Genomic DNA, 21,731 nt, shown 5'->3' with positions numbered 1-21,731 from the left:
CAGAGCCCGGCCAATGCCGGGCCTGATTGGCATTATTTTCTGCGCGACCCACGAGGCCAAGCATGCAAATCAAACTCGCCAACCCCCGTGGCTTCTGCGCTGGGGTGGACCGAGCGATTGAGATCGTCAATCGCGCTCTGGAAGTCTTCGGTCCGCCTATCTATGTGCGCCATGAAGTGGTGCATAACAAATTCGTTGTCGAAGATCTGCGCTCCCGTGGCGCAATCTTTGTTGAAGAGCTGGACCAAGTGCCGGATGACGTCATCGTAATTTTTAGTGCGCATGGTGTTTCCCAAGCCGTGCGTGCCGAAGCCGCAGGTCGTGGCCTTAAAGTGTTCGATGCAACTTGCCCGCTGGTGACCAAGGTGCATATCGAAGTGGCGCGCTATAGCCGTGACGGTCGTGAGTGCATCCTGATTGGTCATGCTGGTCACCCTGAAGTCGAAGGCACCATGGGGCAGTACGACTCAAGCAACGGCGGCGCGATTTACCTGGTTGAAGATGAAAAAGATGTCGCCAACCTGCACGTCAACAACCCGGAAAAACTAGCATTTGTGACCCAGACCACCTTGTCGATGGACGATACTAGTCGCGTAATCGACGCACTTCGTTCGCGTTTCCCGGCGATTGGTGGCCCGCGTAAAGATGACATCTGCTATGCCACACAAAACCGTCAGGATGCGGTCAAGCAATTGGCTGATGAATGCGACGTGGTGTTAGTCGTGGGAAGCCCGAACAGCTCCAACTCTAATCGTTTGCGCGAGTTGGCCGAGCGCATGTCAACCCCTGCTTACCTCATTGATGGCGCCGAAGACCTGCAAAAAAGTTGGTTTTATGGCGTGCAGCGAATTGGTATTACAGCGGGCGCTTCGGCGCCAGAGGTGTTGGTGCGCGGCGTTATTCAGCAGTTGCACGCTTGGGGTGCAACAGGCGCAGATGAACTGGCAGGGCGTGAGGAGAACATAACGTTCTCGATGCCTAAAGAGTTGCGCGTTCGCTCGTTGATTTAAGCCACACCACACAATGCCTGCGCCGCCTGATCGCTGCGCAGGCTAATTCGACCGCTCTTGGCGAGTACCACCTGATGGTGGCTCAGGGCGGTTTTGGCTTGGCAAATATGCAATGTCCCCGCCTGAAATGCTCCGCCACTCAACAAAGGCTCACCCAACGGAGTGAACCGTACGTAATGCTTGACCGGCGTATTACCGGCAATCGGTATCTGAGTATTGCCTTGTCTTTGAGCTAATACCGGGTTGCTCTGATCGAGATGACCCTGACCGCTCACGTCCAGAATGATCCTCCAGCCCTTACCCCAATCCTCGTCTAGGGCGTGCACAACCACATATTGATGCCGAACCAGCGCCTCGGTACGAGCGTTGCGTAAACTGCTGGCCAGTTGTTCTGCCATGACCTGAAGGCGTTGCTGTTCAACCAAAACGCCGTAGGCCGGGGCTGCAAACTGAGCTGCAATCGCGACAATCGCCAACGTAAACAACAGTTGGATCAAGCTCATGCCGTGTTGATACACGCTGTCCTCCATGGATATGTCTGCGCGCAATCCTTGCGCTTCAAAAGGTATAGCTCATCAAATATCGGGGTCGTTCAAGCAACGATGTCAGCATGTTTAAGCTCCAGTCACCGACATTTTTCTTACTTAAGTGGGAGATGAGTCTTGGTGTTTAGCCAGTCAGATCCCACAAATGAGATGCCCTTGCACAGCTAGGCTTTTGATATTGCGACACAGGACGTGTTGGCGAGTGAATGCAGGGATAGCGCATATGATCCGATCTGATAAACGCCTGCAAAGCGGATGGAGTTTGATTGAGGTGCTGGTGGCGACGGTCATTTTAGCGAGTGGGCTGTTGGGCGCTGCGGCCGTTCAGTTGAGTGCCTTGAAACACACTGACAGCGCATTGATGACCACGCAGGCCAGTTTTATTGCCTACGACATGCTAGATCGAATTCGGGCAAATCCTGCGGCTGATTACCGCGTATCGCCTGCAGGAGTCGGGTTGAACAGTGTGCTGGGCCAAGATCTGAACGACTTTAAAAATAATATTCGCCAGTTTGGCGGAGAGTATGCCAGTGGACGTATTGCTATCAGTGGTGGTCAGGTAGCCATCACTCTGGAGTGGGATGACACTCGGGCCAGTCAGCAGAAGGGGGCTTTGCAAACGTTTACCCTGACCAGTCAGGTCGAAGTCAGCCCGGCAGTAAGAGCGTCGTGAAGCTCACGCATAGAGGTTTTGGCCTGATAGAACTAATGGTCGCCTTAGCATTGGGTGTGATGTTGGCATTGGGTGCAGCGCAGATTTTTCTAAGCGCCCGTGAGACTTACCTGGCGCAATATGCCGCTGCAGTTGCGCAAGAGGACGCCCGTTTTGTACTTAGCAAAATTGCGCAGGAGGTGCGAATGATCGGCATGTTCGGCTGCCAGTCGACTGACAGCATCATTAATGCGCCCGCTGCATTCAAAGCACCTATCGTCTGGCAAGGCAGTGCAGGTTCGAGATCCTGGCGATTTGTAAGTGGCGATGTTGGGTTGCAAGGGAGCAGGCCGGATTGGACGGTGGTATCTGACTGTAAAAGTTATGCACAGGCTTATTCGGGTCACCCTGGGCCAGTGGCGCCCGGCGAAACCGCTTTTGCGCTTCGCCACATCGTTTATTGGTTTGAAAACGGACAGCTCAAGGTTGGTCCTAATAAGGCCGTGCTTTTGGACAATGTGGTGGCGTTTGAAGTCAGCTTTGGCGTCGCCAGCTCGGCCTGGGGCCACTCGGTTTGGCGGTATGAAGAGAGCCCGCGCGACTTGGCCAGTATCCGTAGCTTAAAAGTCGCCCTGACATTACGAGATCCAAAAGCGCGTGTGAAAGATCAGTCTTATCACCTCGTCGTGGCTCTGCGTAATCGAACGGGATAGGCAGCTTATGGACTATTTATCGAGCAAGCAGTCCGGCATGGTACTTGTGGTGTGTCTAGCGTTTTTGTTGTTGCTCAGCTTGATAGGTCTTTCCTCCCTGCAGAGCGCAGTACAGCAAGAAAAAATGGCAGGCAGTGTGTGGTTTGCCAATCAATCGCTACAGGCGGGCGAAACAGGGCTGCGGCTAGGTGAGACGCTGGTTCAGGTCCAGTGGCCTGAGCTGATAGCGTGCAACACGCTCGCTCGATGTGAACCGCCGTTATCCGCTCGAACCCAAATGTTACCCGGCGTCGATCCGACGTCAGGTGTTCTCTGGCTTCAAGCTCCTGACGGTTTGTATGGTGTTCAAAGTTTGGGTGTGGGCCTGACACCCGCTCATTTGCCAGGCATTGCCTCGGCCTATTTCTACAGAGTGACCGCCATCGGCATGCGAGGACCATCGCGTACGGTATTGGAGAGCGTGTATGCCCGATACCAACCGCCAAGTCTTGTGCTAGACGAGCCATCGCATCAGCAATTTCGAAGAATCATGTGGCGGCAAATACAGTAAGGACAATCGAATGAATCGACATGGAGCAGGGTTCACCATCATTGAGCTTATGATCGTGGTGGCGATCATTGGAATTCTGGGTGCCTATGTATATCCGCTTTACAGCGACTCAGTGACGCGCGGCCACCGTACTCAAATAGTGGCGTTGTTATCGGAGCAATCCCAAAGTCTTGAGCGTTTTTATACAAAAAAAGGTTTATACAGTGGGGCGGATAATGTCAGCCCAGGTAATCAGCACTACCGCATTACCTCTGACCTTGCCGATAACACCTACTTGTTAACGGCGACGCGGCGAGAAGGCACGCCCATGGCGAATGACGCTTGTGGTAACTACACGTTGGACCACATGGGCTTGGCAGCCAACACAGATGCCGCCCCGGACCTGACACAGCAGCAGTGTTGGGGGCGCTAACGATTAATATTCATTTTTGAGCTGAGTTGATAGATGGCTAAGCAGCAACGAGTGGTGATTGTAGGCGGTGGTGTTATTGGGCTTTTGACGGCGTTCAACTTAGCCGCCGAAGTAGAGCACGTGGTCTTGCTGGATCGCGGTGAGGTAGGGCAGGAGTCATCGTGGGCGGGAGGGGGAATTGTTTCGCCGCTGTACCCATGGCGCTACAACTCGGCCGTTACCGCGTTGGCGCATTGGTCCCAAGACTTTTATCCACAACTGGGGGAACGTCTATTCACTGCCACAGGAATTGATCCCGAAGTGCACACCACGGGCCTGTATTGGCTGGACCTTGAAGACGAAGAGCAAGCTTTGGCGTGGGCTCAACGTGAAGGTCGACCACTGATGTCGGTTGAAATGTCTGCGGTTGAACACGCTGTTCCAGCCTTGGGCAGCGGCTACTCGCGTGCGATTTATATGGCTGATGTGGCTAATGTGCGTAATCCGCGCCTAGTGAAGTCGCTAAAAGCGGCGCTGCAATCCATAACCAACGTGACGATCCATGAGCACTGCGAGGTAAAAGGGTTTATTCACGAGGGTAATAACGTTGTCGGAGTCAATACCGGGCAGGGCGAAGTTCACGGTGATGAAGTGGTGCTATCGGCGGGTGCTTGGAGTGGTGAGTTACTGAACCTTCTGGGCTTGGAGCTACCCGTAGAGCCTGTAAAAGGGCAGATGATTTTATACAAATGCGCATCAGACTTGTTGTCTAGCATGGTTCTGGCAAAAGGGCGTTATGCAATTCCTCGCCGAGATGGGCACATCTTGATCGGCAGTACGCTGGAGCATGAGGGCTTCGACAAAACGCCAACAGACGTAGCGCTTGAAAGTCTCAAAGCATCAGCCATTGAGCTTGTTCCTGCGCTGGCCGCCGCCGAGCCAGTTGCGCATTGGGCGGGCTTACGGCCAGGTTCACCCGAAGGTATTCCTTATATTGGCCGGGTTAGTGGTGTAGGTGGTTTGTGGCTCAACTGCGGTCATTACCGCAATGGCCTGGTGCTGGCCCCAGCGTCCTGTCAGTTATTTGCAGACTTGTTGTTGGGGCGAGAGCCCATTATTGACCCAGCACCTTATGCACCAGCCGGGCGGATTTCGTAAGTGTCGCTGTAAAGAGCGCAGCCTTTGTGCCTTGTCAGCTTCTGCAGAGACGTGACTAGCCAGAGGCTGCGATCTTTTGCTCTTAGCGTTGCGCTTTTGGGCCTTGTAGCAAATGTTCTTGTGAGCAAAACCATTCTTGCTGTTTGCTAAGGGCGCGATCACGCGGCAAATGCACGCCGCAATGGGCGCAACGCACCATCGGCTGAGCGCCCGGGTCGACTGGTTTTTTTGTCGTCTTCAAGCTGGTTTTGAATTTTCGCCAAAACCACACGCCAGCAGCAATCAGTCCAGCCCAGATCAGTAAACGAAGCATGGTTATCCGCTATTTGAGAAAAGGTTCGCCAGTTTAGCCGTGGACTGAGTAAGCGCACAGCACCAAATGACAGACACAAAAAAAGCTCCGAGGAGCTTTTTTTGTGTGGCCGAAGTATCAGTCGAATAGACCAAAGGTCATGTAGCTGAACCATGAGCGACTGTTACTGCTGTCTTCAGGCTCTTCGATGATGTTGCCATCAGCGTCTTTAGCTTTCAGCTCCGCCGGAATCGCATCCTTAGCATCTTGATATTGCTTCTGGATATCGAGGTTGGCACGGGTTTCACCCGGTGGCAGCGGCGTGGAAGACTCGATCAGACCTAAGGTCGCCTTGCTCAACCAAGAGCGGTTGTCAGATTCGGAGACCTGCGGCACAAACTGACCGTCTACCAAGCTTGGGTGGTTAGGGTAGTTGTCTTTAAGCACTTCAAGGCTGGTGGCGGCCAACTGATCGAGGTGCATGCGCTGGTAAGACTCAACCATCACCGCAAGGCCGTCGCCGACTGAAGGGGTTTCTTGGAAGTTTTCAACTACATATCGACCACGGTTGGCAGACGCTACATAAGCCTGGCGGGTTAGGTAGTAATCGGCTACGTGGATTTCGTACGCTGCCAGCAAGTTACGCAGGTAAATCATGCGTTGCTTGGCGTCAGGTGAATAACGGCTATTAGGGAAGCGACTGGTGAGCTGAGCGAATTCGTTGTAAGAGTCACGCGCAGCGCCCGGGTCACGCTTGGTCATGTCTAGCGGCAAGAAGCGCGCCAGCAAGCCAACGTCCTGGTCAAACGAGGTCAAGCCTTTGAGGTAATAGGCATAGTCGACGTTTGGATGCTGTGGGTGCAGACGAATAAAACGCTCGGCGGCAGACTTGGCCGCTTCGGGTTCAGAGTTTTTATAGTAGGCATAGATCAGTTCGAGCTGGGCTTGGTCGGCATAGCGACCGAACGGATAGCGCGACTCTAGGGCCTTCAGTTTAGTGGTGGCACTGGTATAGCTGTGGTTGTCCAGGTCGGCCTGCGCCTGCTGGTACAGCTCGACTTCACTCAAGTTTTCGTCAACGACTTCCTTAGTCGACGAACAAGCGGCGGTCAGTGCGAGGATGGCGATCAGCAGCAGGTGTTTCACTTGCATGGCGGCTTGCGTCCCTATGACGGCCGCTGTCTTGGGCGGGTCCGTCCTGTTATGATGAGCGCCCCGTGAAAAGCCTCGGGGCAAAAGACGCCGTATTTAACCACAAGCGCGCAGCCGAAACCAAAGGCTTGGCGCGGTCCTGATGAGCATGTCCGAGAAAATTCAACTTCGCGAAGAGGTGCCGTCCGAACTGGGTGGCCAACGCCTCGATCAAGTCGCAGCACAATTATTCGCTGAGCACTCGCGCTCGCGCCTTTCCGCCTGGATCAAAGACGGCCGCCTGACAGTGGACGGAGCCGTCATACGGCCCCGTGACATTGTTCACGGTGGTGCCATCCTGGAGCTGACTGCAGAGCAGGAAGCCCAGGGTGAGTGGGTCGCTCAAGACATCCCCCTAGATATCGTTTACGAAGACGATGACATTCTTGTGATCAACAAGCCCGCAGGCTTGGTCGTTCACCCGGCTGCCGGGCATGCCGACGGCACGTTGCTTAATGCCTTGCTGCACCACATACCGGACATTGTTAATGTGCCGCGTGCGGGGATCGTGCATCGCCTCGACAAAGACACCACGGGTTTAATGGTGGTCGCCAAGACTATCCAGGCCCAGACGCAATTGGTTGCACAGTTGCAGAGCCGCAGTGTCAGCCGTATCTACGAATGCATCGTGATTGGTGTCGTCACCGCCGGGGGCAAGATCAACGCGCCTATCGGCCGTCACGGCCAGCAGCGCCAGCGCATGGCGGTTATGGAAGGCGGCAAACAGGCGGTGAGTCACTACCGCGTGCTTGAGCGTTTCCGTTCCCACACTCATGTACGGGTGAAGCTGGAAACCGGTCGTACGCACCAGATTCGTGTCCATATGGCGCACATTAACTTCCCGCTGGTCGGAGATCCTGCTTATGGCGGTCGCTTCCGTATTCCGCCGGCAGCGAATGTGAACATGGTCGAATCCCTTAAAAACTTCCCGCGTCAGGCCCTGCATGCGCGCTTCCTTGAGTTGGATCATCCGACGAGCGGTGTGCGCATGAGTTGGGAGTCGCCACTGCCAGACGACTTCGTTTGGTTGTTGACGCTGCTTAAGCAAGACCGTGAGGCATTCATCGGATGAACACATCTCTGATCCCTGACTGGCCTGCGCCGGCAGGCATCAGAGCCTGTGTGACTACCCGTGCGGGCGGCGTCAGTCTGGAGCCGTTCGACAGCCTCAACCTGGGCGATCACGTGGGCGACGACCCCGTCAGCGTTGCCCAAAATCGTCAGTGCCTTACCAAGTTTTTTGAGGTACAACCCGCTTGGCTTAGCCAAGTTCACGGGGTTGTCGTTGCCCCCGCCAACCCTGATCAAATCGCTGAAGCCGATGCCAGCTGGACGGCCACGCCTGGTATCGCCTGCACGGTGATGACGGCCGACTGCTTACCTGCGTTGTTCTGCGATCGTGCGGGTACTCGGGTAGCAGCTGCCCATGCCGGTTGGCGCGGTTTGGCCGCCGGGGTGCTTGAGGCCGCAGCAAAAAGCCTGCATGTAGAGCCACACGACATATTGGTTTGGCTGGGGCCGGCCATCGGCCCGAAGGTTTTTGAAGTCGGAGGCGAGGTGCGCGAGGTCTTTGTTCAAGACTTGCCTGACGCCGCAGCCGCCTTTGTCCCCAGTATTAATGAAGGCCGCTATATGGCAGATATTTACGAGCTAGCGCGCCTACGTTTAGCCCGTAGTGGCATTACAGCGGTATATGGCGGTGGTTTTTGCACCGTGACCGACCCGCGTTTCTTCTCTTATAGGCGCAGCCCTCGAACTGGCCGCTTTGCCTCTTTGGTCTGGATCGAAAAGACCGTCTAGCTGATCTACGTCATTTCTCAGTGGCTTGAAACTCTCGAAACTGCCCGCATCTACTAAGGTATCTGGCAGGTTTCTTCATTCAGGAGTTTCCATCCCTCCGGCCTGCTCATAAGGAAGGTGACGAATGCGTATAGATAGATTAACTAGCAAGTTGCAATTGGCGTTGTCCGATGCCCAATCACTGGCTGTTGGCCTTGATCATCCGGCTATCGAGCCCGTGCACTTGATGCAAGCATTGTTGGAGCAGCAGGGCGGTTCGATCAAGCCATTGCTGATGCAAGTCGGGTTTGATGTAAACAGCTTGCGTAAAGAGCTGACTAAAGAGCTGGACCAACTGCCAAAAATTCAGAATCCAACCGGCGACGTGAACATGTCGCAGGACTTGGCGCGCTTGCTGAATCAGGCAGATCGCTTAGCGCAGCAAAAAGGCGACCAGTACATCACCAGCGAACTGGTATTGCTGGCCGCGTTAGACGATCACAGCAAGCTGGGCAAGTTGCTGCTGGGCCAAGGCGTTAGTAAAAAAGCGCTGGAAAATGCGATCAATAACTTGCGCGGCGGCGAAGCGGTCAATGACCCGAATGCCGAAGAGTCGCGTCAGGCGTTGGACAAATACACCATCGACCTGACCAAGCGTGCTGAAGAAGGTAAGCTCGACCCGGTCATTGGGCGTGATGACGAAATCCGTCGCACCATTCAGGTCTTGCAGCGCCGGACAAAAAACAACCCTGTGTTGATTGGTGAGCCTGGTGTGGGTAAAACCGCGATTGCTGAAGGCTTGGCACAGCGGATCATCAACGGCGAAGTGCCAGACGGCCTAAGAGGCAAGCGCTTGCTGTCGCTGGATATTGGCGCACTGATTGCGGGTGCCAAGTTCCGAGGTGAGTTTGAGGAGCGTCTGAAAGCATTGCTCAATGAGCTGTCGAAGCAGGAAGGGCAAATCATCCTGTTTATCGACGAACTGCATGTGATGGTAGGCGCCGGTAAGGGCGAGGGCGCTATGGATGCGGGCAACATGCTCAAGCCAGCGCTGGCCCGTGGCGAGTTGCATTGCGTCGGTGCGACCACGCTCAACGAGTACCGCCAATATATAGAGAAGGATGCAGCGCTTGAGCGCCGCTTCCAGAAGGTATTGGTCGATGAACCGAGCGAAGAAGACACCATCGCGATTCTGCGAGGGCTAAAAGAGCGCTATGAAGTTCACCACAAAGTCGCGATTACCGACGGTGCGATCATTGCCGCAGCCAAGCTCAGCCATCGCTACATAACCGATCGTCAACTGCCTGACAAGGCGATTGACCTGATTGACGAAGCGGCCAGCCGCATCCGCATGGAGATCGACTCTAAGCCCGAAGTGCTGGATCGTCTTGAGCGCCGCTTGATTCAACTCAAGGTTGAAGCACAAGCGCTGAAGAAAGAAGAAGATGAGGCAGCAAAAAAACGTCTTGAGAAACTTCAGGAAGAAATCGAGCGCCATGAGCGTGAGTATTCTGATCTTGAGGAAATCTGGACGTCTGAAAAAGCTGAAGTACAGGGCTCTGCCCAGATCCAGCAGAAGATTGAGCAGGCACGCCAAGAGCTGGAGGTCGCGCGTCGTAGCGGCAACCTCAATCGCATGGCCGAGTTGCAGTACGGGGTGATCCCTGACTTGGAACGCAGCCTGCAAATGGTCGACGAGCACAGCAACAAAACTGAGAATCAGTTGTTGCGCAGCAAAGTGACCGAAGAGGAAATCGCTGAAGTTGTTTCGAAGTGGACCGGTATCCCCGTGTCGAAGATGCTCGAAGGCGAGCGCGAAAAACTGATGAACATGGAAAACCTGCTGCATCAACGCGTTATTGGTCAGCACGAAGCCGTGGTTGCCGTGGCGAACGCGGTGCGTCGCTCACGTGCAGGTTTGAGTGACCCGAATCGTCCAAGCGGCTCGTTCATGTTCTTGGGCCCAACCGGTGTGGGTAAAACCGAGTTGTGCAAGGCGCTGGCTGAGTTCCTCTTTGATACAGAAGAGGCCATGGTGCGGATCGACATGTCTGAGTTCATGGAGAAACACTCCGTGGCTCGTCTGATTGGTGCTCCACCAGGTTATGTAGGCTATGAAGAAGGCGGTTATCTGACAGAAGCTGTGCGACGCAAGCCTTACTCGGTGGTGTTGCTGGACGAAGTCGAGAAAGCTCATCCAGATGTGTTCAACGTGTTGTTGCAAGTGCTTGAAGACGGTCGCTTGACTGACAGCCACGGCCGTACAGTGGACTTCCGTAACACGGTGATTGTGATGACGTCCAACTTGGGCTCAGCACAAATCCAGGAGCTGGTAGGTGATCGCGAAGCACAGCGGGCTGCGGTCATGGATGCCGTCAGCACGCACTTCCGCCCGGAGTTTGTGAACCGGATCGACGAAGTGGTGATCTTCGAGCCTTTGGCGCGTGATCAGATCGCAGGCATTGCGCAGATTCAGTTGAGTCGTTTGCGTAGCCGTTTGGCTGAGCGTGACCTGAGGCTCGAACTGAGCCAGGAAGCACTGGATAAGTTGATTGCGGTAGGTTACGACCCAGTTTACGGCGCACGGCCACTCAAACGTGCGATCCAACGCTGGATCGAAAACCCTCTGGCACAACTGATTCTTTCCGGTCAGTTCCTGCCAGGCACAACGGTTGTTGCCAACGTGGAAGATGACGAAATCGTCTTCGCGTAAGGCCCTAAGGCCGTGTTTTAAAAAAGGCCTCGCTTAGCGAGGCTTTTTTTACTTAGGGTGTTGATCTGTAAGGAAAACGCTTGTAAGATGCGCCCCGCAGTAAGTCACCCGCAACGGCAACTTGGCCCAAACCAAGAAGCCACTTAGAAGAGCTAAATCATTGTCTTCTAAGGAAAAAAAAGGGTTGACAAGGGTTTGAAAGGTTGTAGAATGGCCCGCCTCAGAGACGCCAACGCAGCGATGCGATGAAGTCAAAGAGAGTTTCAAAGATGTAAAGCAGTAATGTTGTAAATTGAAATATGTAGTTCCGCGATAGCTCAGTTGGTAGAGCAAATGACTGTTAATCATTGGGTCCCTGGTTCGAGTCCAGGTCGTGGAGCCATTTTCAAGCCGGGGTATAGCGCAGTCCGGTAGCGCGCCTGCTTTGGGAGCAGGATGTCAGGAGTTCGAATCCCCTTACCCCGACCATTTTCTGCCCAGCAGTAATGGGTGTGAAAAATAAGGTACTGATGCCAATCGCATCAGAAGCCATTAAAAAAAGCGTCCTTATGGACGCTTTTTTTATGCCTGAAGAAAAACTTATTCGCGCCGAAAGTTGTAGTCGCTGCCGAAGGCTGCGATGGACCTCATTGCGGTCCTGTGTAGATCGAAAGCGAAGGCGCTTTGGACCTTATCGCAGCCTGCGTTAGCGACTACAGGTTGGCAGCATCAAGCCTTCGTTAACTTGGCGTCTGCGTCCTGCAGGTCTTGTAAGGCAGCTGAATATTGATCGGATTTCACTTTTGACCTCTACAGCGCGTTTTCCGGTGATCGGGTTCACTCCGCCGTTAGCCAATGTCACGCCCATCGTGACCAAGTCATGACACGTGATCGACACCGAGCATTGGCGGGATAAACGGAGCAAACTTCCATCGGATCGGCGTACATGTAGCCGTAACTTAGTAGCAGCCAAGCTATACCGCGATTGTGCTGATTGCTTTCGGCCTCGGAAGTGTTCGCCTCTTCGTTCACGCTCAATTCTCGACCGGCAAAGGCGTTATAAGTTGTCTGAATCTTCTCCCGGCATGCTTATTCATTCTCGGCCTTTGTGCAGTTCCAGAGCGACAACTGAATTGAAAGGTTCGCCGGTGTCGTCGACAGCCGTGACTTTTCGCTTCATTACGCTCGCTACGTGAGGGCATCACACGAGCGATGACTATAGTTCGAAAAAATCACATTGATCGTTAATCGAGCAGCAAACCTCAAATGCTTAGCTATGCTGCCTTAGCCGTGACTGAGTCAGTGAGATGCACAGGCTCAGTTGTGTTGGTTATTACTCAAGGAGAGTTTTCATGGCACTGCACCGAGTCAAGCGTCACTGCGCGACGGATCCTATTTTCGGTTCATCCACTCTGGATCACGCCGCTGCAATCAAACGCTTCCCAGAGTCAGAGCAGGCTGCAAGCGAGGTTTATCAGCTGGTCCATGACGAGCTGTATCTGGACGGTAATTCCCGTCAAAACCTCGCTACATTCTGTCAAACGTGGGAAGAGGACGAAGTCCACAAGTTGATGGATCTGTCGATCGACAAGAACATGATCGACAAAGACGAGTACCCGCAATCTGCGGAGCTCGAGAGCCGCTGCATTCATATGCTGGCCGATCTGTGGCATGCACCTGACGCGGCTAATACCTTGGGTACGTCCACCGTAGGTTCCAGCGAGGCTTGCATGCTGGGCGGCTTGGCAGCACTTTGGCGTTGGCGTGCTGCGCGTAAAGCGGCTGGTAAATCGACCTCAACGCCGAACATGGTGTGTGGGCCGGTTCAGGTGTGCTGGCATAAATTCGCCCGCTATTGGGACGTCGAAATTCGTGAAGTGCCGATGTCGGAAGGGCATTGGTTCATGACGCCGGAAGACCTTGATGGCCGGGTCGATGAAAATACCATCGTGGTGGTGCCAACCTTTGGCCAAACCTTTACGGGTTTATATGAAACGGTAAAACCGTTATCAGACGCGCTCGACGAGTTGGAAAAACGTACCGGTTTGAGCGTTGACATTCACGTCGACGGCGCCAGTGGTGCATTTTTGGCCCCATTCTGTGCGCCTGAAGTGCTATGGGACTTCCGCGTTGCTCGGGTCAAATCCATTAGCACCTCGGGTCACAAATTCGGTTTAGCGCCATTGGGCGCAGGCTGGGTAGTTTGGCGGGACATTAAAGACCTGCCAGAAGGGCTGATTTTCCACGTGAACTACTTGGGCGGTGATATGCCGACCTTCGCCCTTAACTTTTCGCGACCTGCTGGGCAGATTATTGCTCAGTACTACAATTTCTTACGTCTGGGACGTGAAGGGTACGAGCGTATTCACTCGGAGTGTTACGCAACGGCACAGTTTTTGGCGCGAGAACTGGTGAAGATCGGGCCTTTTGAAATGCTCTTCAGCGGCGATCCAAAGCTAGGGATTCCGGCGCTGACGTGGCGTTTGAAACCGGGTGCGCAGACCAACTACACCCTCTATGACTTGGCTGATCGCTTGCGCATACGTGGCTGGCTGGTGCCCGCGTACAGCTTGCCCGCGAATGTCGAAGACATCGTAGTGCAGCGGATTCTGGTCAGGCAGGGCTTGTCGATCGACATGGCCAAATTGCTGCTCGAAGACTTCGCCCGTAATGTTAAGTTTTTTGAAGACCACGAGCCGCACGGCTTTAAAGGCCGTGAAGCAGAGGCGGGGAATCACGCTGGGCGTTGAAGCCTAACGCCTGCGGGAGCGAGCTTGATCGTGAGGCAAGCTCGCTTCCACAGATGAGAGAGGTTTAATGCAGTTTCAGGCGCGGCTCGGTGCCGCGTCCGATTCTGCTGCCTAGCATCAGCATCAAGGTGCGGAACGTCCCATACAGCGCCATTTGGTGCATGCGATACAGCGATATATAGAACATCCGTGCCAACCAGCCTTCCAGCATCACCGTGCCCATCAGGCTACCCATCAAGTTACCCACCGCCGAAAAACTCGACAGTGAGATCAGTGAGCCGTAATCGCGATAGCGGTAATCCGGTAATTGCGATTGACCTTCCAGACGCTGTTTCAACGACTTAGCCAGTAGCGACGCTTGCTGGTGAGCCGCTTGTGCGCGTGGCGGCACCAGTTTGTCGGTGCCCGGTTGCGGGCAGGCCGCGCAATCGCCAAAAGCAAAAATATTGTCGTCGCGGGTGGTTTGCAGAGTCGGACGCACGACCAACTGGTTGATCCGGTTAGTTTCCAGGCCTGCCAAGTCCTTGAGGAACCCCGGCGCACGAATGCCAGCGGCCCATACTTTTAAGCTGGCAGGGATCTCTTGGCCATCAGCCGTCACCAAACTGTGCGCAGTGACTTCACTGACGGCGGAGTTGGTTAGCACTTTGACCCCAAGTTTTTCTAGGGTTTTATGGACAGGGCCGCCAATACGCTCAGGCAATGCAGGCAACACTCGTGGGCCGGCTTCGATCAACGTGATGTGCATGTTTTCAGGCTTGATGCGATCTAAACCATAAGCGGCCAGTTCGTGTGCGGCGTTATGCAGCTCGGCGGCCAGCTCGACCCCGGTCGCACCCGCTCCGACGATGGCCACGCTGATGGTTTCGATCGCGTCGGTTTGCCCAGCATGAGCGCGCAGATAATGGTTTAGCAATTGCTGGTGAAAACGCTCAGCCTGTTTGCGGGTGTCCAAAAACAAGCAGTTCTCAGCTGCACCCTTGGTGCCGAAATCATTGGTGGTACTGCCCACGGCAATGACCAGTGTGTCGTAACTCAGCTCACGCGCAGGCACTAACTCTTGACCGTTTTCGTCGAGGGTCGCCGACAATGATATCTTTTTCAGCTCGCGGTCCAACCCGCTCATGCGCCCCAACTGGAACTCGAAGTGATTCCATTTGGCTTGGGCCACATAGTTGAGTTCGTCTTCTGAAGAGTTCAGAGAACCCGCTGCAACTTCATGCAGCAGCGGTTTCCAGATATGGGTCAAGTTCGCATCCACCAGCGTCACGCTGGCTTTGCCGCGCTTGCCCAAGGTCTTACCCAAGCGGGTCGCCAACTCTAGACCGCCAGCGCCGCCGCCGACGATAACAATACGATGGGTCATAGGTATCACTCACAAGGCTTAAAAAAATCGGTGCGCGAGTCACCCGAGCGAGCGCAAAGCAGCTCAAAGCATCGGATAACTGAGAAGTCGATAAGCTACTGATCATCTGGGTCCTGGAGGCCAAGCATAAAGATTGCCCCGTCAGATAGACGTTTCAAGACGTGTAAAAGCTACAGCATTTGCGCCTTCAGGATCAAAGCCAGCATAGCGATAGATGCTCAACGGCTCGACGCTCGGTTTGTCGTGTAGACGAACGAGGGTGTTTTCAATTAACCCCCTCAGCTTCACAAGCTGATACCTACATCAAAAATAATGCTGCGGCCCAAATTATTGCGCAAAAAATCGGGCGCATCCGGTTGTGCAAACAACACGCGGGCGAAGGTTGGGCCCACCAAGGACAGCGAGCGCCAACCTTGACGCAAGTATTCAGTCGGCGGTGGAAAGTGGCTATTTAAGTCCAATACTTCGCGTTTGAGACTGGAGAAAGCGACGATGTCCAACTGCCCTAAATCAATATCACGCTCTTGATAGTTCTTGGCTTTTTTATGCAGCGTGGGGCCAAGACGTTGTAGCAATTTACTGGCCGGGATCCGCTTGGGCCGCGCTTCACGGCGCACCAGTTGGCTTAATGAATAGGCACTACGGCGACGCTGGAGTTCTTCACGCCACTCATCGTTTAGTCGCCGACCTTCATCAAGTACAAAAAAAACTTCAAAACGAGCTTCACCAAACAACACGTCAGGGGGTTCTTGGCTGGCTTGAGTAAAGTCTTCAGTGTGATAAGGAATGTTCAACCCTTGAAGCAGGCGCTGACAGACCCAACGCTCACGCTCCCATTTGCGGGCATTGGATAAAAAGGCATTGGCTTGTTCGGCCTGAATCGTAAGCAGGCGCAAATAATCAGAGTCGTCCATGCACGCAGCTTAGCCTTGAAACAGCGATGACTGAAAGTGTGGAGTTAAAAGGGGATCGCACCCGTGTAGGAGCAGCCATAGACTGTGATCTTTTGACCTTCAAAAGCAAAAGATCGCAGGCTGCGCCAGCTCCTACAAAAGCAGAGAAGCCCCCAAACAGCGTACGCGATGGTGTTACGACAGCGCGGCGTCTGGACGACAGGGAATCCCTTATCAAAAGCAAAAGCAGCGGCTGTAACTCGAATGCGCCCCACATGATCTAGCCTGCGTTATCAATGCAGGCGTTGTGGCAAGTCCTCTGAAAACAAATCATCTTCCGCGTCCGGGCTAACCGGGATTTTGTGTTCTTCGCTGGCCCAAGCGCCAAGGTCGATCAGCTTGCAACGGTCCGAACAGAAAGGTCGGAAAGCGCTGTTGGTGTTCCATGCCACTGCGCCGCCACAGGTTGGGCAGTCTACGGTCATAGGTTTGGTCATGGTTGGCCTCCACGCAAAGTTAAATAAAAGTGATGTAAACGCTCAACTTCGGTTTTGAGCACTTTCAAGTCGGTGTCGTTCACTAACACGTCATCAGCATGGCGCAAGCGTTCCTCGCGGCTGGCTTGGGCGTTGAGAATAGCCTGCACTTGCTCCTCACTGGTTTTATCGCGTAACAACGTGCGTTGAATTTGTAGCGTTTGCGGTGCGTCGATTACCAATACGCGTTGTGTAGTCGTGTATTGCCCCGATTCAATCAACAGTGGCGAAACCAAAATGGCGTAGGGTGATTGAGCCTGAGCCAGATTTTGAGCGATCTCTTCACGCACCAGCGGATGCAGCAAGGCCTCCAGCCACTGGCGTTGCTGCGGGTCGCTAAAGATGATGTTTCGCAGAGCGCTGCGATTGAGCTGCCCGTCGGCCATCAGCACTGCGTCGCCAAAGTGTTCAGCAATTTCGATCAGCGCCGGGCGCCCAGGCTCAACCACCCAGCGCGCTGCGTGATCAGCATCTACGACATGCACTCCTAATGACGCGAAGTGTTCGGCGGCGGCACTTTTACCACTGCCAATGCCGCCGGTTAAACCGAGAATCCAAGGCTTGGAAGAGAGGGTATTCATTTCAAACCGAAAGCTGCCAATAGAAGTCGGTTATTTGACCACCCCAGAGCAATGCAATCCACCCAGCAATTGCCAGATATGGTGCAAAGGGGATGGCCGTAGAGCTGTGGGCCCTGCGCAACGCTAAAAGGCTAAGCCCGACAATGGCGCCCAGCAGCGATGACAGCACGATAGTCAGCGGCAAAACGGCCATGCCACCCCATGCTCCAAACAGCGCGAGCAGTTTGAAGTCACCATAGCCCATGCCGTCCTTGCCAGTGAACAGTTTGAACAGCCAGAAAATGCACCACAGGCAAAGATATCCCAGAGCGGCGCCCCACACAGCTTGAGTCAAGCTGGTAAAGGTATTAGCCGTGTTGAGTAACAAGCCCAGCCAAAGCAGCGGCAACACCAGTACATCGGGCACGATCTGATGCTTGAGGTCAATAAGGCAAATACCCAGCAACCCCCAAGTTAGCAGCAGCATCCAGCCCGTTTGTGGGCTAGAGCCGAAGTGCCAAGCCACAAACGCCGATAACACACCGCACGTGAGCTCTGTTGCGGGGTAGCGCAGACTGATAGCCGTTTTGCACTGCGAACACTTACCGCGTAGCAGCAAATAGCTCAGTAGCGGGATGTTTTCCCGCGCGCGCAACGGATGCTGGCAGTGCGGGCAATGGGAGCGGGGCAACATTAAGTTATAGGCAGGTCCTTTGATTTGGGCGGGCAACCCAAGCACTTCGCGAGCCTGTGCCTGCCAATCCTGCTCGAGCATCTTGGGTAGGCGCCACGCCAGCACATTGATAAAACTGCCCACCAGCAGGCCAAGCAGCAAGGCACAGACAATAAAGCTCGTTGAAGACAGGTTTAAAAAATTGTTGGTGATCAAATGACTTGGCCCAGTTTGAAAATCGGTAAATACATGGCAATCACCAGCCCGCCCACCATGACCCCCAGAACCGCCATGATTAGCGGCTCCATCAACGTTGTCAGGTTATCGACTAGGCTGTCGACCTCGGTTTCATAATAGGTTGCGACGTGATTAAGCATGTCATCCAATGTGCCGGATTCTTCGCCAATTGCTGTCATCTGAATCGCCATATTCGGAAACACGCTTATCGTGCTCATTGCCACATGAATCTGACTACCCGTTGCGACTTGCTTCTGAAGCTGGAGCACCGCGTCTTTGTATACCTGATTACCGGTGGCACCGGCCACGGCATGCAACGCCTCAAGCAGCGGTACCCCGGCTGCAAAGGTGGTGGCAAGGGTGCGTGCAAAACGGGCGATGGCTGACAGATGCAGCAGATTACCGATGACCGGCAGTTTCAATAACCAACGATCAACCTGATGGCGCAACGCTTGGGAGCGTTTATAGCGATACCCCAAAGCGAAAAGTCCGATGCCAAAACTGCCGAATAGCCACAACCCGAATTGGACTAACCACTCAGATAGGGCAATAACGGTCAACGTGAAAGCAGGAAGCTGGGCATCAAAAGAGCTAAAAATGCCCTGAAACTGCGGCACGACTTCAACCAGCAATATACCGCTGACCACCAATGCCACCAGCACAACAGCGATGGGGTAAATCATGGCCTTCTTGATTTTCTTTTTTAAGGCTTCGGTTTTTTCTTTGTAGGTCGCCACCCGCTCCAGCAAAACATCCAAAGCACCGGCTTGTTCCCCTGCATCAACGAGGTTGCAAAACAATGCGTCAAACTGGAGCGGCTTTTTACGCAGCGCCGCAGCTAGGCTGGTCCCCGCGCTGATGTCCTGCTTCAGCTCTGTGACCATGTGGCGCATCGCTGGGTGCTCAAAGCCATTGGCGATGACCTCAAGGGCCTGTAACAGTGGGATTGCAGCTTTGATCAGAGTGGCCAATTGGCGAGTAAACAATGCGATTTCGTGCGCTGTAATAGGTTTGCCCAAGCGCGGTGTGCGAGCGTTTTGGCGTTGGATTTTACCTGCGGTAATACCTTGGCGGCGTAGCTGAATACGGGTCATAGCCAAGCTTTCAGCGGTGAGTTCGCCCTTTACCTTAGTCCCTATGAGGTCTGTCCCTTCCCAGCGATAAACCTCAGTTTTGACTGGCCGTGTTGCCATGTATCCATCCTTGAAGAGCGACGAGCCCTGTTGTGCAGTTAGCCTCCAAGGCTAGATGTGCTGAGCGATGAGCTACCCATTGGTGAGTGTCCAAAGGTGTCAGCCAAGCAGTTGTGGAGCATCCGCCCGCTAACCTTGATAGCCTGTGCGCACTTTTTAGCTGGCTAAGCACGGTTTTGACGTTTGGCCGCTGGGCCACGTCCCACGTTTGGAGACTTCTTGTGAAACAACAAAACGGCTTCACCCTGATCGAAATGATGATCGTGGTTGCGATCATTGGCCTGATCGCCTCATTCGCGTTACCGGCGTATCACGAGCACACCATGAAAGCTCGCTTTGCCGAACTCAACGCCATCAGCAACACGTATAAAACCGCTGTGGCCCTGTGCTACAGCGAGAGCAATAACTTGAGCGTCTGCGACGCAGGCACTCAAGGCATTCCTGGGCCAGCAGACCCAACGGGCAACTTGGCGGCGGGCATGACCGTGATTGATGGGGTGATTACCATGACCAGCACTGAGGCGGCAGGTAACTGGACCAGCGTCATGACTCCCTCGTTAAGTAGCTCAGGCAGCACGCTGGTATGGAGCCAAAGTGGCACGTGTCTAGAGAAAGGAGCGTGCAAGTAGTCCGGGGCTATCCTCGTCGAGCACAGGTTTTGTGGCAGACACAAAACCTGTAGGGACGAGCTAGCTCGCGATCTTTTGATCTACCTGGCAGACCCTGCCGCACCGCCTCTTCTGTGGTCCGTGCAGACCTACGCGTTTAGAGTAGGTCGTTTATAAAAGAGGCTTCGGCTCAAACATTAATGTCCGAAAATGGCGAGAAGCGCTAAAAACGCGGTGCTATTCTGCGGCTCATGAGCACACATGACGGCCTTACCACACCCAGTACCACAGCCTGCGAAATCGCTCGTTTAAGCCGGGATGCACGATTTGACGGGGTATTTTTTACGGCTGTTCTTAGCACTCGAATTTACTGCCGCCCGGTGTGTCCGGCGCGGCCGCCCAAAGCCGAAAACGTGGTGTATTACCCCAGCGCGGCGGCTGCTCAAGCCCAAGGCTTTCGCCCATGCCGGCGTTGTCGGCCCGAGTTGGCGCCGGGGAATCAGTTCTGGCTGCACGGCGAGCATTTGGTGTCACGGGCGCTCAAGCTCATTAATGAAGGCTATTTAGCCGACCACTCCTTAGAGAAGCTGGCCGAGCGACTGCACGTTGGCGCTCGGCAATTACGTCGCTTATTCGTCCAGTACTTAGGTGCGCCGCCTAGGGCGGTGCATGCCACTCAACGTTTACTCTTCGCCAAGCAGTTACTGACTGAGACAGGCCTGTCGATTACCGAAGTGGCAATGGCTTCCGGGTTTCGTAGTCTGCGCCGTTTCAATGCCGCGTTTGCCGAAGCCAACCACGCCGAACCGCGCGCTTTGCGGCGCAGCCCGAAAACCCGCGTCGACAAAGCGTTGGTGCTGCGTTTGGGCTATCGCCCTCCCTACGACTTCCAAGCGTTATTGGGGTTTTTACAGACCCGGGCCTTACCGGGGATCGAACAGGTGGATGCTGAGAGTTATCAGCGGGTGTTTGGCGATCCACTCGCGCCCTGTTGGTTACGGATCAGCGCGTGGCCAGGGGAGCAGGATGCGCTGCAACTTGAACTGCAGAACGTGCCACCGAGCCAAATGCTCAGTGTGGTCACGCGGATTCGCCGCATGTTTGATCTGGACGCCGACCCGCTCGCCATCGCCCAGACACTCTCTAACAGCCCGCTGCTGGCGCCGGTTATCGAACGCTATCCAGGCTTGCGCTTACCGGGCGGCTGGGACGGTTTTGAAGTGGCAGTGCGAGCCGTGTTGGGCCAGCAAGTCAGCGTGGCGGCGGCGCGCACGCTCGCCAGCCGTATTGTGCAGCGTTACGGCATTACGATTGATCCGGTTGCAGACGCTGGCTTGAACCGGCTGTTCCCCGGCCCCGAGCAATTGGTACAGGCAGACTTGGGGCAAATGGGCATTACCCAAGCCCGAATCAACACCATCCAAGGCATTGCTCGGGCCTTGATCGAGGGGCGCGTCGACTTTGCTCTGGAGCAACCGTTACAAAGCTTTATCAGCCGTTGGGTGCAATTGCCGGGGATTGGTGACTGGACCGCGCACTACATTGCCATGCGCGTGCTTAAACACCCTGATGCGTTCCCAGCGTCAGACTTGATATTGCGCCGTGAAGCCAACCCTCTTGGAACCCCGGTCAGCACAAAGGCGTTGCAAGCGCTGGCTGAAAGCTGGCGCCCGTGGCGTGCCTACTCAGTGATCTATTTATGGCGTGCCGCCAACGATTCGGCTGCCGCACGCAAGGAGCCATCGACATGACACAGATCTATTACGAGCAAATGCCATCACCGATTGGCCCGCTGTTTTTGGTTGCCGATGATGAGGGGCTTCGTGAAATCCGCTTTGAATTGGAGCGGCGAGCGCACACACCGCAAGCGCACTGGGAGCATGCGCCGCATAAACTGGCCAAAGTGCGTCGTCAGCTCGACGAGTACTTCGCGGGTGAGGGT

At 54.5% G+C, this 21,731-nt stretch carries 21 protein-coding genes, 2 tRNA genes and 2 pseudogenes; 15 read left to right on the top strand and 10 right to left on the bottom strand.

Going from position 1 to position 21,731, the window contains the following annotated elements; all coding sequences use genetic code 11:
- Positions 1 to 62: 62 nt before the first annotated feature.
- Complete coding sequence (ispH, locus tag AQS70_RS04795; protein WP_055101767.1) at positions 63 to 1,010, top strand: 4-hydroxy-3-methylbut-2-enyl diphosphate reductase; 948 nt, start codon at positions 63 to 65, stop codon at positions 1,008 to 1,010.
- Here the strand turns inward: ispH and AQS70_RS04790 are convergent.
- The gene (locus tag AQS70_RS04790) at positions 1,007 to 1,540 is read right to left on the bottom strand and encodes a GspH/FimT family pseudopilin (protein WP_055101766.1); all 534 of its coding nucleotides are present in this window, start codon (positions 1,538 to 1,540) and stop codon (positions 1,007 to 1,009) included. The two genes, ispH and AQS70_RS04790, sit on opposite strands and share 4 nt — an antisense overlap.
- Positions 1,541 to 1,778: 238 nt before the next feature.
- Here AQS70_RS04790 and pilV point away from each other — a divergent pair, with 238 nt between their 5' ends.
- Genes pilV through thiO form a run of 5 tightly spaced genes read left to right on the top strand, consistent with a single transcriptional unit; the run spans position 1,779 to position 5,019 of the window.
- Positions 1,779 to 2,228 carry a type IV pilus modification protein PilV gene (gene pilV / locus AQS70_RS04785; protein WP_187331776.1) on the top strand — a complete coding sequence of 150 codons (450 nt, stop codon included), beginning with the start codon at positions 1,779 to 1,781 and terminating at the stop codon, positions 2,226 to 2,228.
- The gene (locus AQS70_RS04780) at positions 2,225 to 2,920 is read left to right on the top strand and encodes a PilW family protein (RefSeq protein WP_082428032.1); all 696 of its coding nucleotides are present in this window, start codon (positions 2,225 to 2,227) and stop codon (positions 2,918 to 2,920) included. Before pilV ends, AQS70_RS04780 begins: the two co-directional genes overlap by 4 nt.
- 7 nt (positions 2,921 to 2,927) lie before the next feature.
- On the top strand, positions 2,928 to 3,470 hold the full coding sequence (locus tag AQS70_RS04775; RefSeq protein WP_055101764.1) for a pilus assembly PilX family protein: 543 nt from the start codon (positions 2,928 to 2,930) through the stop codon (positions 3,468 to 3,470).
- A gap of 10 nt (positions 3,471 to 3,480) precedes the next feature.
- The gene (locus AQS70_RS04770; protein ID WP_055101763.1) at positions 3,481 to 3,882 is read left to right on the top strand and encodes a type IV pilin protein; all 402 of its coding nucleotides are present in this window, start codon (positions 3,481 to 3,483) and stop codon (positions 3,880 to 3,882) included.
- A gap of 33 nt (positions 3,883 to 3,915) precedes the next feature.
- On the top strand, positions 3,916 to 5,019 hold the full coding sequence (thiO, locus tag AQS70_RS04765) for a glycine oxidase ThiO (RefSeq protein WP_055101762.1): 1,104 nt from the start codon (positions 3,916 to 3,918) through the stop codon (positions 5,017 to 5,019).
- 82 nt (positions 5,020 to 5,101) lie between these two features.
- Here the strand turns inward: thiO and AQS70_RS04760 are convergent, their stop codons facing one another.
- On the bottom strand, positions 5,102 to 5,332 hold the full coding sequence (locus AQS70_RS04760) for a PP0621 family protein (RefSeq protein WP_055101761.1): 231 nt from the start codon (positions 5,330 to 5,332) through the stop codon (positions 5,102 to 5,104).
- Positions 5,333 to 5,449: 117 nt separating this feature from the next.
- On the bottom strand, positions 5,450 to 6,463 hold the full coding sequence (locus AQS70_RS04755; protein WP_055101760.1) for an outer membrane protein assembly factor BamD: 1,014 nt from the start codon (positions 6,461 to 6,463) through the stop codon (positions 5,450 to 5,452).
- Positions 6,464 to 6,611: 148 nt separating this feature from the next.
- Here AQS70_RS04755 and rluD point away from each other — a divergent pair, with 148 nt between their 5' ends.
- The 5 genes from rluD to AQS70_RS04730 all read left to right on the top strand — a co-directional run bounded on the left by rluD (position 6,612) and on the right by AQS70_RS04730 (position 11,462).
- A complete protein-coding gene (gene rluD / locus AQS70_RS04750) occupies positions 6,612 to 7,574 on the top strand; it encodes a 23S rRNA pseudouridine(1911/1915/1917) synthase RluD (RefSeq protein WP_055101804.1) in 963 nt (320 codons plus the stop codon).
- On the top strand, positions 7,571 to 8,302 hold the full coding sequence (pgeF, locus tag AQS70_RS04745; RefSeq protein ID WP_055101759.1) for a peptidoglycan editing factor PgeF: 732 nt from the start codon (positions 7,571 to 7,573) through the stop codon (positions 8,300 to 8,302). Before rluD ends, pgeF begins: the two co-directional genes overlap by 4 nt.
- 124 nt (positions 8,303 to 8,426) lie before the next feature.
- Complete coding sequence (gene clpB / locus AQS70_RS04740) at positions 8,427 to 10,994, top strand: ATP-dependent chaperone ClpB (RefSeq protein WP_055101758.1); 2,568 nt, start codon at positions 8,427 to 8,429, stop codon at positions 10,992 to 10,994.
- A 306-nt stretch (positions 10,995 to 11,300) separates the two neighbouring features.
- Positions 11,301 to 11,376 (top strand) — tRNA-Asn (locus AQS70_RS04735).
- A 9-nt stretch (positions 11,377 to 11,385) separates the two neighbouring features.
- A tRNA-Pro gene (locus AQS70_RS04730) sits at positions 11,386 to 11,462 on the top strand.
- A 217-nt stretch (positions 11,463 to 11,679) separates the two neighbouring features.
- Here AQS70_RS04730 and AQS70_RS23095 read toward each other — a convergent pair.
- A pseudogene (locus tag AQS70_RS23095) lies at positions 11,680 to 12,005 on the bottom strand (glutaminase).
- Positions 12,006 to 12,325: 320 nt separating this feature from the next.
- On the opposite strand from AQS70_RS23095, the gene gad reads away from it, so the two are divergent.
- On the top strand, positions 12,326 to 13,723 hold the full coding sequence (gene gad, locus AQS70_RS04725; protein WP_055101757.1) for a glutamate decarboxylase: 1,398 nt from the start codon (positions 12,326 to 12,328) through the stop codon (positions 13,721 to 13,723).
- A 64-nt stretch (positions 13,724 to 13,787) separates the two neighbouring features.
- On the opposite strand, the gene AQS70_RS04720 is transcribed toward gad, so the two are convergent.
- The 6 genes from AQS70_RS04720 to AQS70_RS04695 all read right to left on the bottom strand — a co-directional run bounded on the left by AQS70_RS04720 (position 13,788) and on the right by AQS70_RS04695 (position 19,181).
- Positions 13,788 to 15,089, bottom strand: a complete 1,302-nt coding sequence (locus tag AQS70_RS04720; RefSeq protein WP_055101756.1) for an NAD(P)/FAD-dependent oxidoreductase — start codon at positions 15,087 to 15,089, stop codon at positions 13,788 to 13,790.
- A gap of 284 nt (positions 15,090 to 15,373) precedes the next feature.
- The gene (locus AQS70_RS04715) at positions 15,374 to 16,003 is read right to left on the bottom strand and encodes a DUF1780 domain-containing protein (RefSeq protein WP_055101755.1); all 630 of its coding nucleotides are present in this window, start codon (positions 16,001 to 16,003) and stop codon (positions 15,374 to 15,376) included.
- 272 nt (positions 16,004 to 16,275) lie between these two features.
- Complete coding sequence (yacG, locus tag AQS70_RS04710) at positions 16,276 to 16,479, bottom strand: DNA gyrase inhibitor YacG (protein WP_055101754.1); 204 nt, start codon at positions 16,477 to 16,479, stop codon at positions 16,276 to 16,278.
- The gene (gene coaE / locus AQS70_RS04705) at positions 16,476 to 17,099 is read right to left on the bottom strand and encodes a dephospho-CoA kinase (protein WP_055101753.1); all 624 of its coding nucleotides are present in this window, start codon (positions 17,097 to 17,099) and stop codon (positions 16,476 to 16,478) included. The genes yacG and coaE overlap by 4 nt, the downstream gene beginning before the upstream one ends.
- A 1-nt stretch (position 17,100) precedes the next feature.
- Positions 17,101 to 17,967, bottom strand: coding sequence for a prepilin peptidase (locus AQS70_RS04700; RefSeq protein ID WP_156355006.1), 867 nt, complete (start codon positions 17,965 to 17,967; stop codon positions 17,101 to 17,103).
- Complete coding sequence (locus AQS70_RS04695) at positions 17,964 to 19,181, bottom strand: type II secretion system F family protein (RefSeq protein WP_055101752.1); 1,218 nt, start codon at positions 19,179 to 19,181, stop codon at positions 17,964 to 17,966. The genes AQS70_RS04700 and AQS70_RS04695 overlap by 4 nt, the downstream gene beginning before the upstream one ends.
- Positions 19,182 to 19,402: 221 nt before the next feature.
- Between AQS70_RS04695 and AQS70_RS04690 the strand changes: the two genes are divergently transcribed.
- From AQS70_RS04690 to AQS70_RS04680, 3 genes and pseudogenes are all read left to right on the top strand, one after another.
- Positions 19,403 to 19,810 (top strand): pilin, encoded by a 408-nt coding sequence (locus AQS70_RS04690; RefSeq protein WP_055101751.1) that lies wholly within the window; start codon positions 19,403 to 19,405, stop codon positions 19,808 to 19,810.
- 230 nt (positions 19,811 to 20,040) lie between these two features.
- The gene (locus AQS70_RS04685; RefSeq protein WP_055101750.1) at positions 20,041 to 21,540 is read left to right on the top strand and encodes a DNA-3-methyladenine glycosylase 2; all 1,500 of its coding nucleotides are present in this window, start codon (positions 20,041 to 20,043) and stop codon (positions 21,538 to 21,540) included.
- Positions 21,537 to 21,731, top strand: a pseudogene (locus tag AQS70_RS04680) (methylated-DNA--[protein]-cysteine S-methyltransferase); the annotation flags it as partial. The gene AQS70_RS04685 and the pseudogene AQS70_RS04680, both read left to right, overlap by 4 nt.

Origin of the sequence: Pseudomonas endophytica (genome assembly GCF_001411475.1) — a bacterium.
Lineage (GTDB): Bacteria > Pseudomonadota > Gammaproteobacteria > Pseudomonadales > Pseudomonadaceae > Aquipseudomonas > Aquipseudomonas endophytica.
Note: the sequence above shows the minus strand (reverse complement) of the source record. Positions and strands in the feature narration are given on the sequence as shown.

What these genes read in the sequence shown, in the direction of transcription:
- ispH (WP_055101767.1), top strand. Translation starts at nt 63, where the DNA reads ATGCAAATCAAACTCGCCAACCCCCGTGGCTTCTGCGCTGGGGTGGAC.
- AQS70_RS04790 (WP_055101766.1), bottom strand. Translation starts at nt 1,540, where the DNA reads ATGGAGGACAGCGTGTATCAACACGGCATGAGCTTGATCCAACTGTTG.
- pilV (WP_187331776.1), top strand. Translation starts at nt 1,779, where the DNA reads ATGATCCGATCTGATAAACGCCTGCAAAGCGGATGGAGTTTGATTGAG.
- AQS70_RS04775 (WP_055101764.1), top strand. Translation starts at nt 2,928, where the DNA reads ATGGACTATTTATCGAGCAAGCAGTCCGGCATGGTACTTGTGGTGTGT.
- AQS70_RS04770 (WP_055101763.1), top strand. Translation starts at nt 3,481, where the DNA reads ATGAATCGACATGGAGCAGGGTTCACCATCATTGAGCTTATGATCGTG.
- thiO (WP_055101762.1), top strand. Translation starts at nt 3,916, where the DNA reads ATGGCTAAGCAGCAACGAGTGGTGATTGTAGGCGGTGGTGTTATTGGG.
- AQS70_RS04760 (WP_055101761.1), bottom strand. Translation starts at nt 5,332, where the DNA reads ATGCTTCGTTTACTGATCTGGGCTGGACTGATTGCTGCTGGCGTGTGG.
- AQS70_RS04755 (WP_055101760.1), bottom strand. Translation starts at nt 6,463, where the DNA reads ATGCAAGTGAAACACCTGCTGCTGATCGCCATCCTCGCACTGACCGCC.
- rluD (WP_055101804.1), top strand. Translation starts at nt 6,612, where the DNA reads ATGTCCGAGAAAATTCAACTTCGCGAAGAGGTGCCGTCCGAACTGGGT.
- pgeF (WP_055101759.1), top strand. Translation starts at nt 7,571, where the DNA reads ATGAACACATCTCTGATCCCTGACTGGCCTGCGCCGGCAGGCATCAGA.
- clpB (WP_055101758.1), top strand. Translation starts at nt 8,427, where the DNA reads ATGCGTATAGATAGATTAACTAGCAAGTTGCAATTGGCGTTGTCCGAT.
- gad (WP_055101757.1), top strand. Translation starts at nt 12,326, where the DNA reads ATGGCACTGCACCGAGTCAAGCGTCACTGCGCGACGGATCCTATTTTC.
- AQS70_RS04720 (WP_055101756.1), bottom strand. Translation starts at nt 15,089, where the DNA reads ATGACCCATCGTATTGTTATCGTCGGCGGCGGCGCTGGCGGTCTAGAG.
- AQS70_RS04715 (WP_055101755.1), bottom strand. Translation starts at nt 16,003, where the DNA reads ATGGACGACTCTGATTATTTGCGCCTGCTTACGATTCAGGCCGAACAA.
- yacG (WP_055101754.1), bottom strand. Translation starts at nt 16,479, where the DNA reads ATGACCAAACCTATGACCGTAGACTGCCCAACCTGTGGCGGCGCAGTG.
- coaE (WP_055101753.1), bottom strand. Translation starts at nt 17,099, where the DNA reads ATGAATACCCTCTCTTCCAAGCCTTGGATTCTCGGTTTAACCGGCGGC.
- AQS70_RS04695 (WP_055101752.1), bottom strand. Translation starts at nt 19,181, where the DNA reads ATGGCAACACGGCCAGTCAAAACTGAGGTTTATCGCTGGGAAGGGACA.
- AQS70_RS04685 (WP_055101750.1), top strand. Translation starts at nt 20,041, where the DNA reads ATGAGCACACATGACGGCCTTACCACACCCAGTACCACAGCCTGCGAA.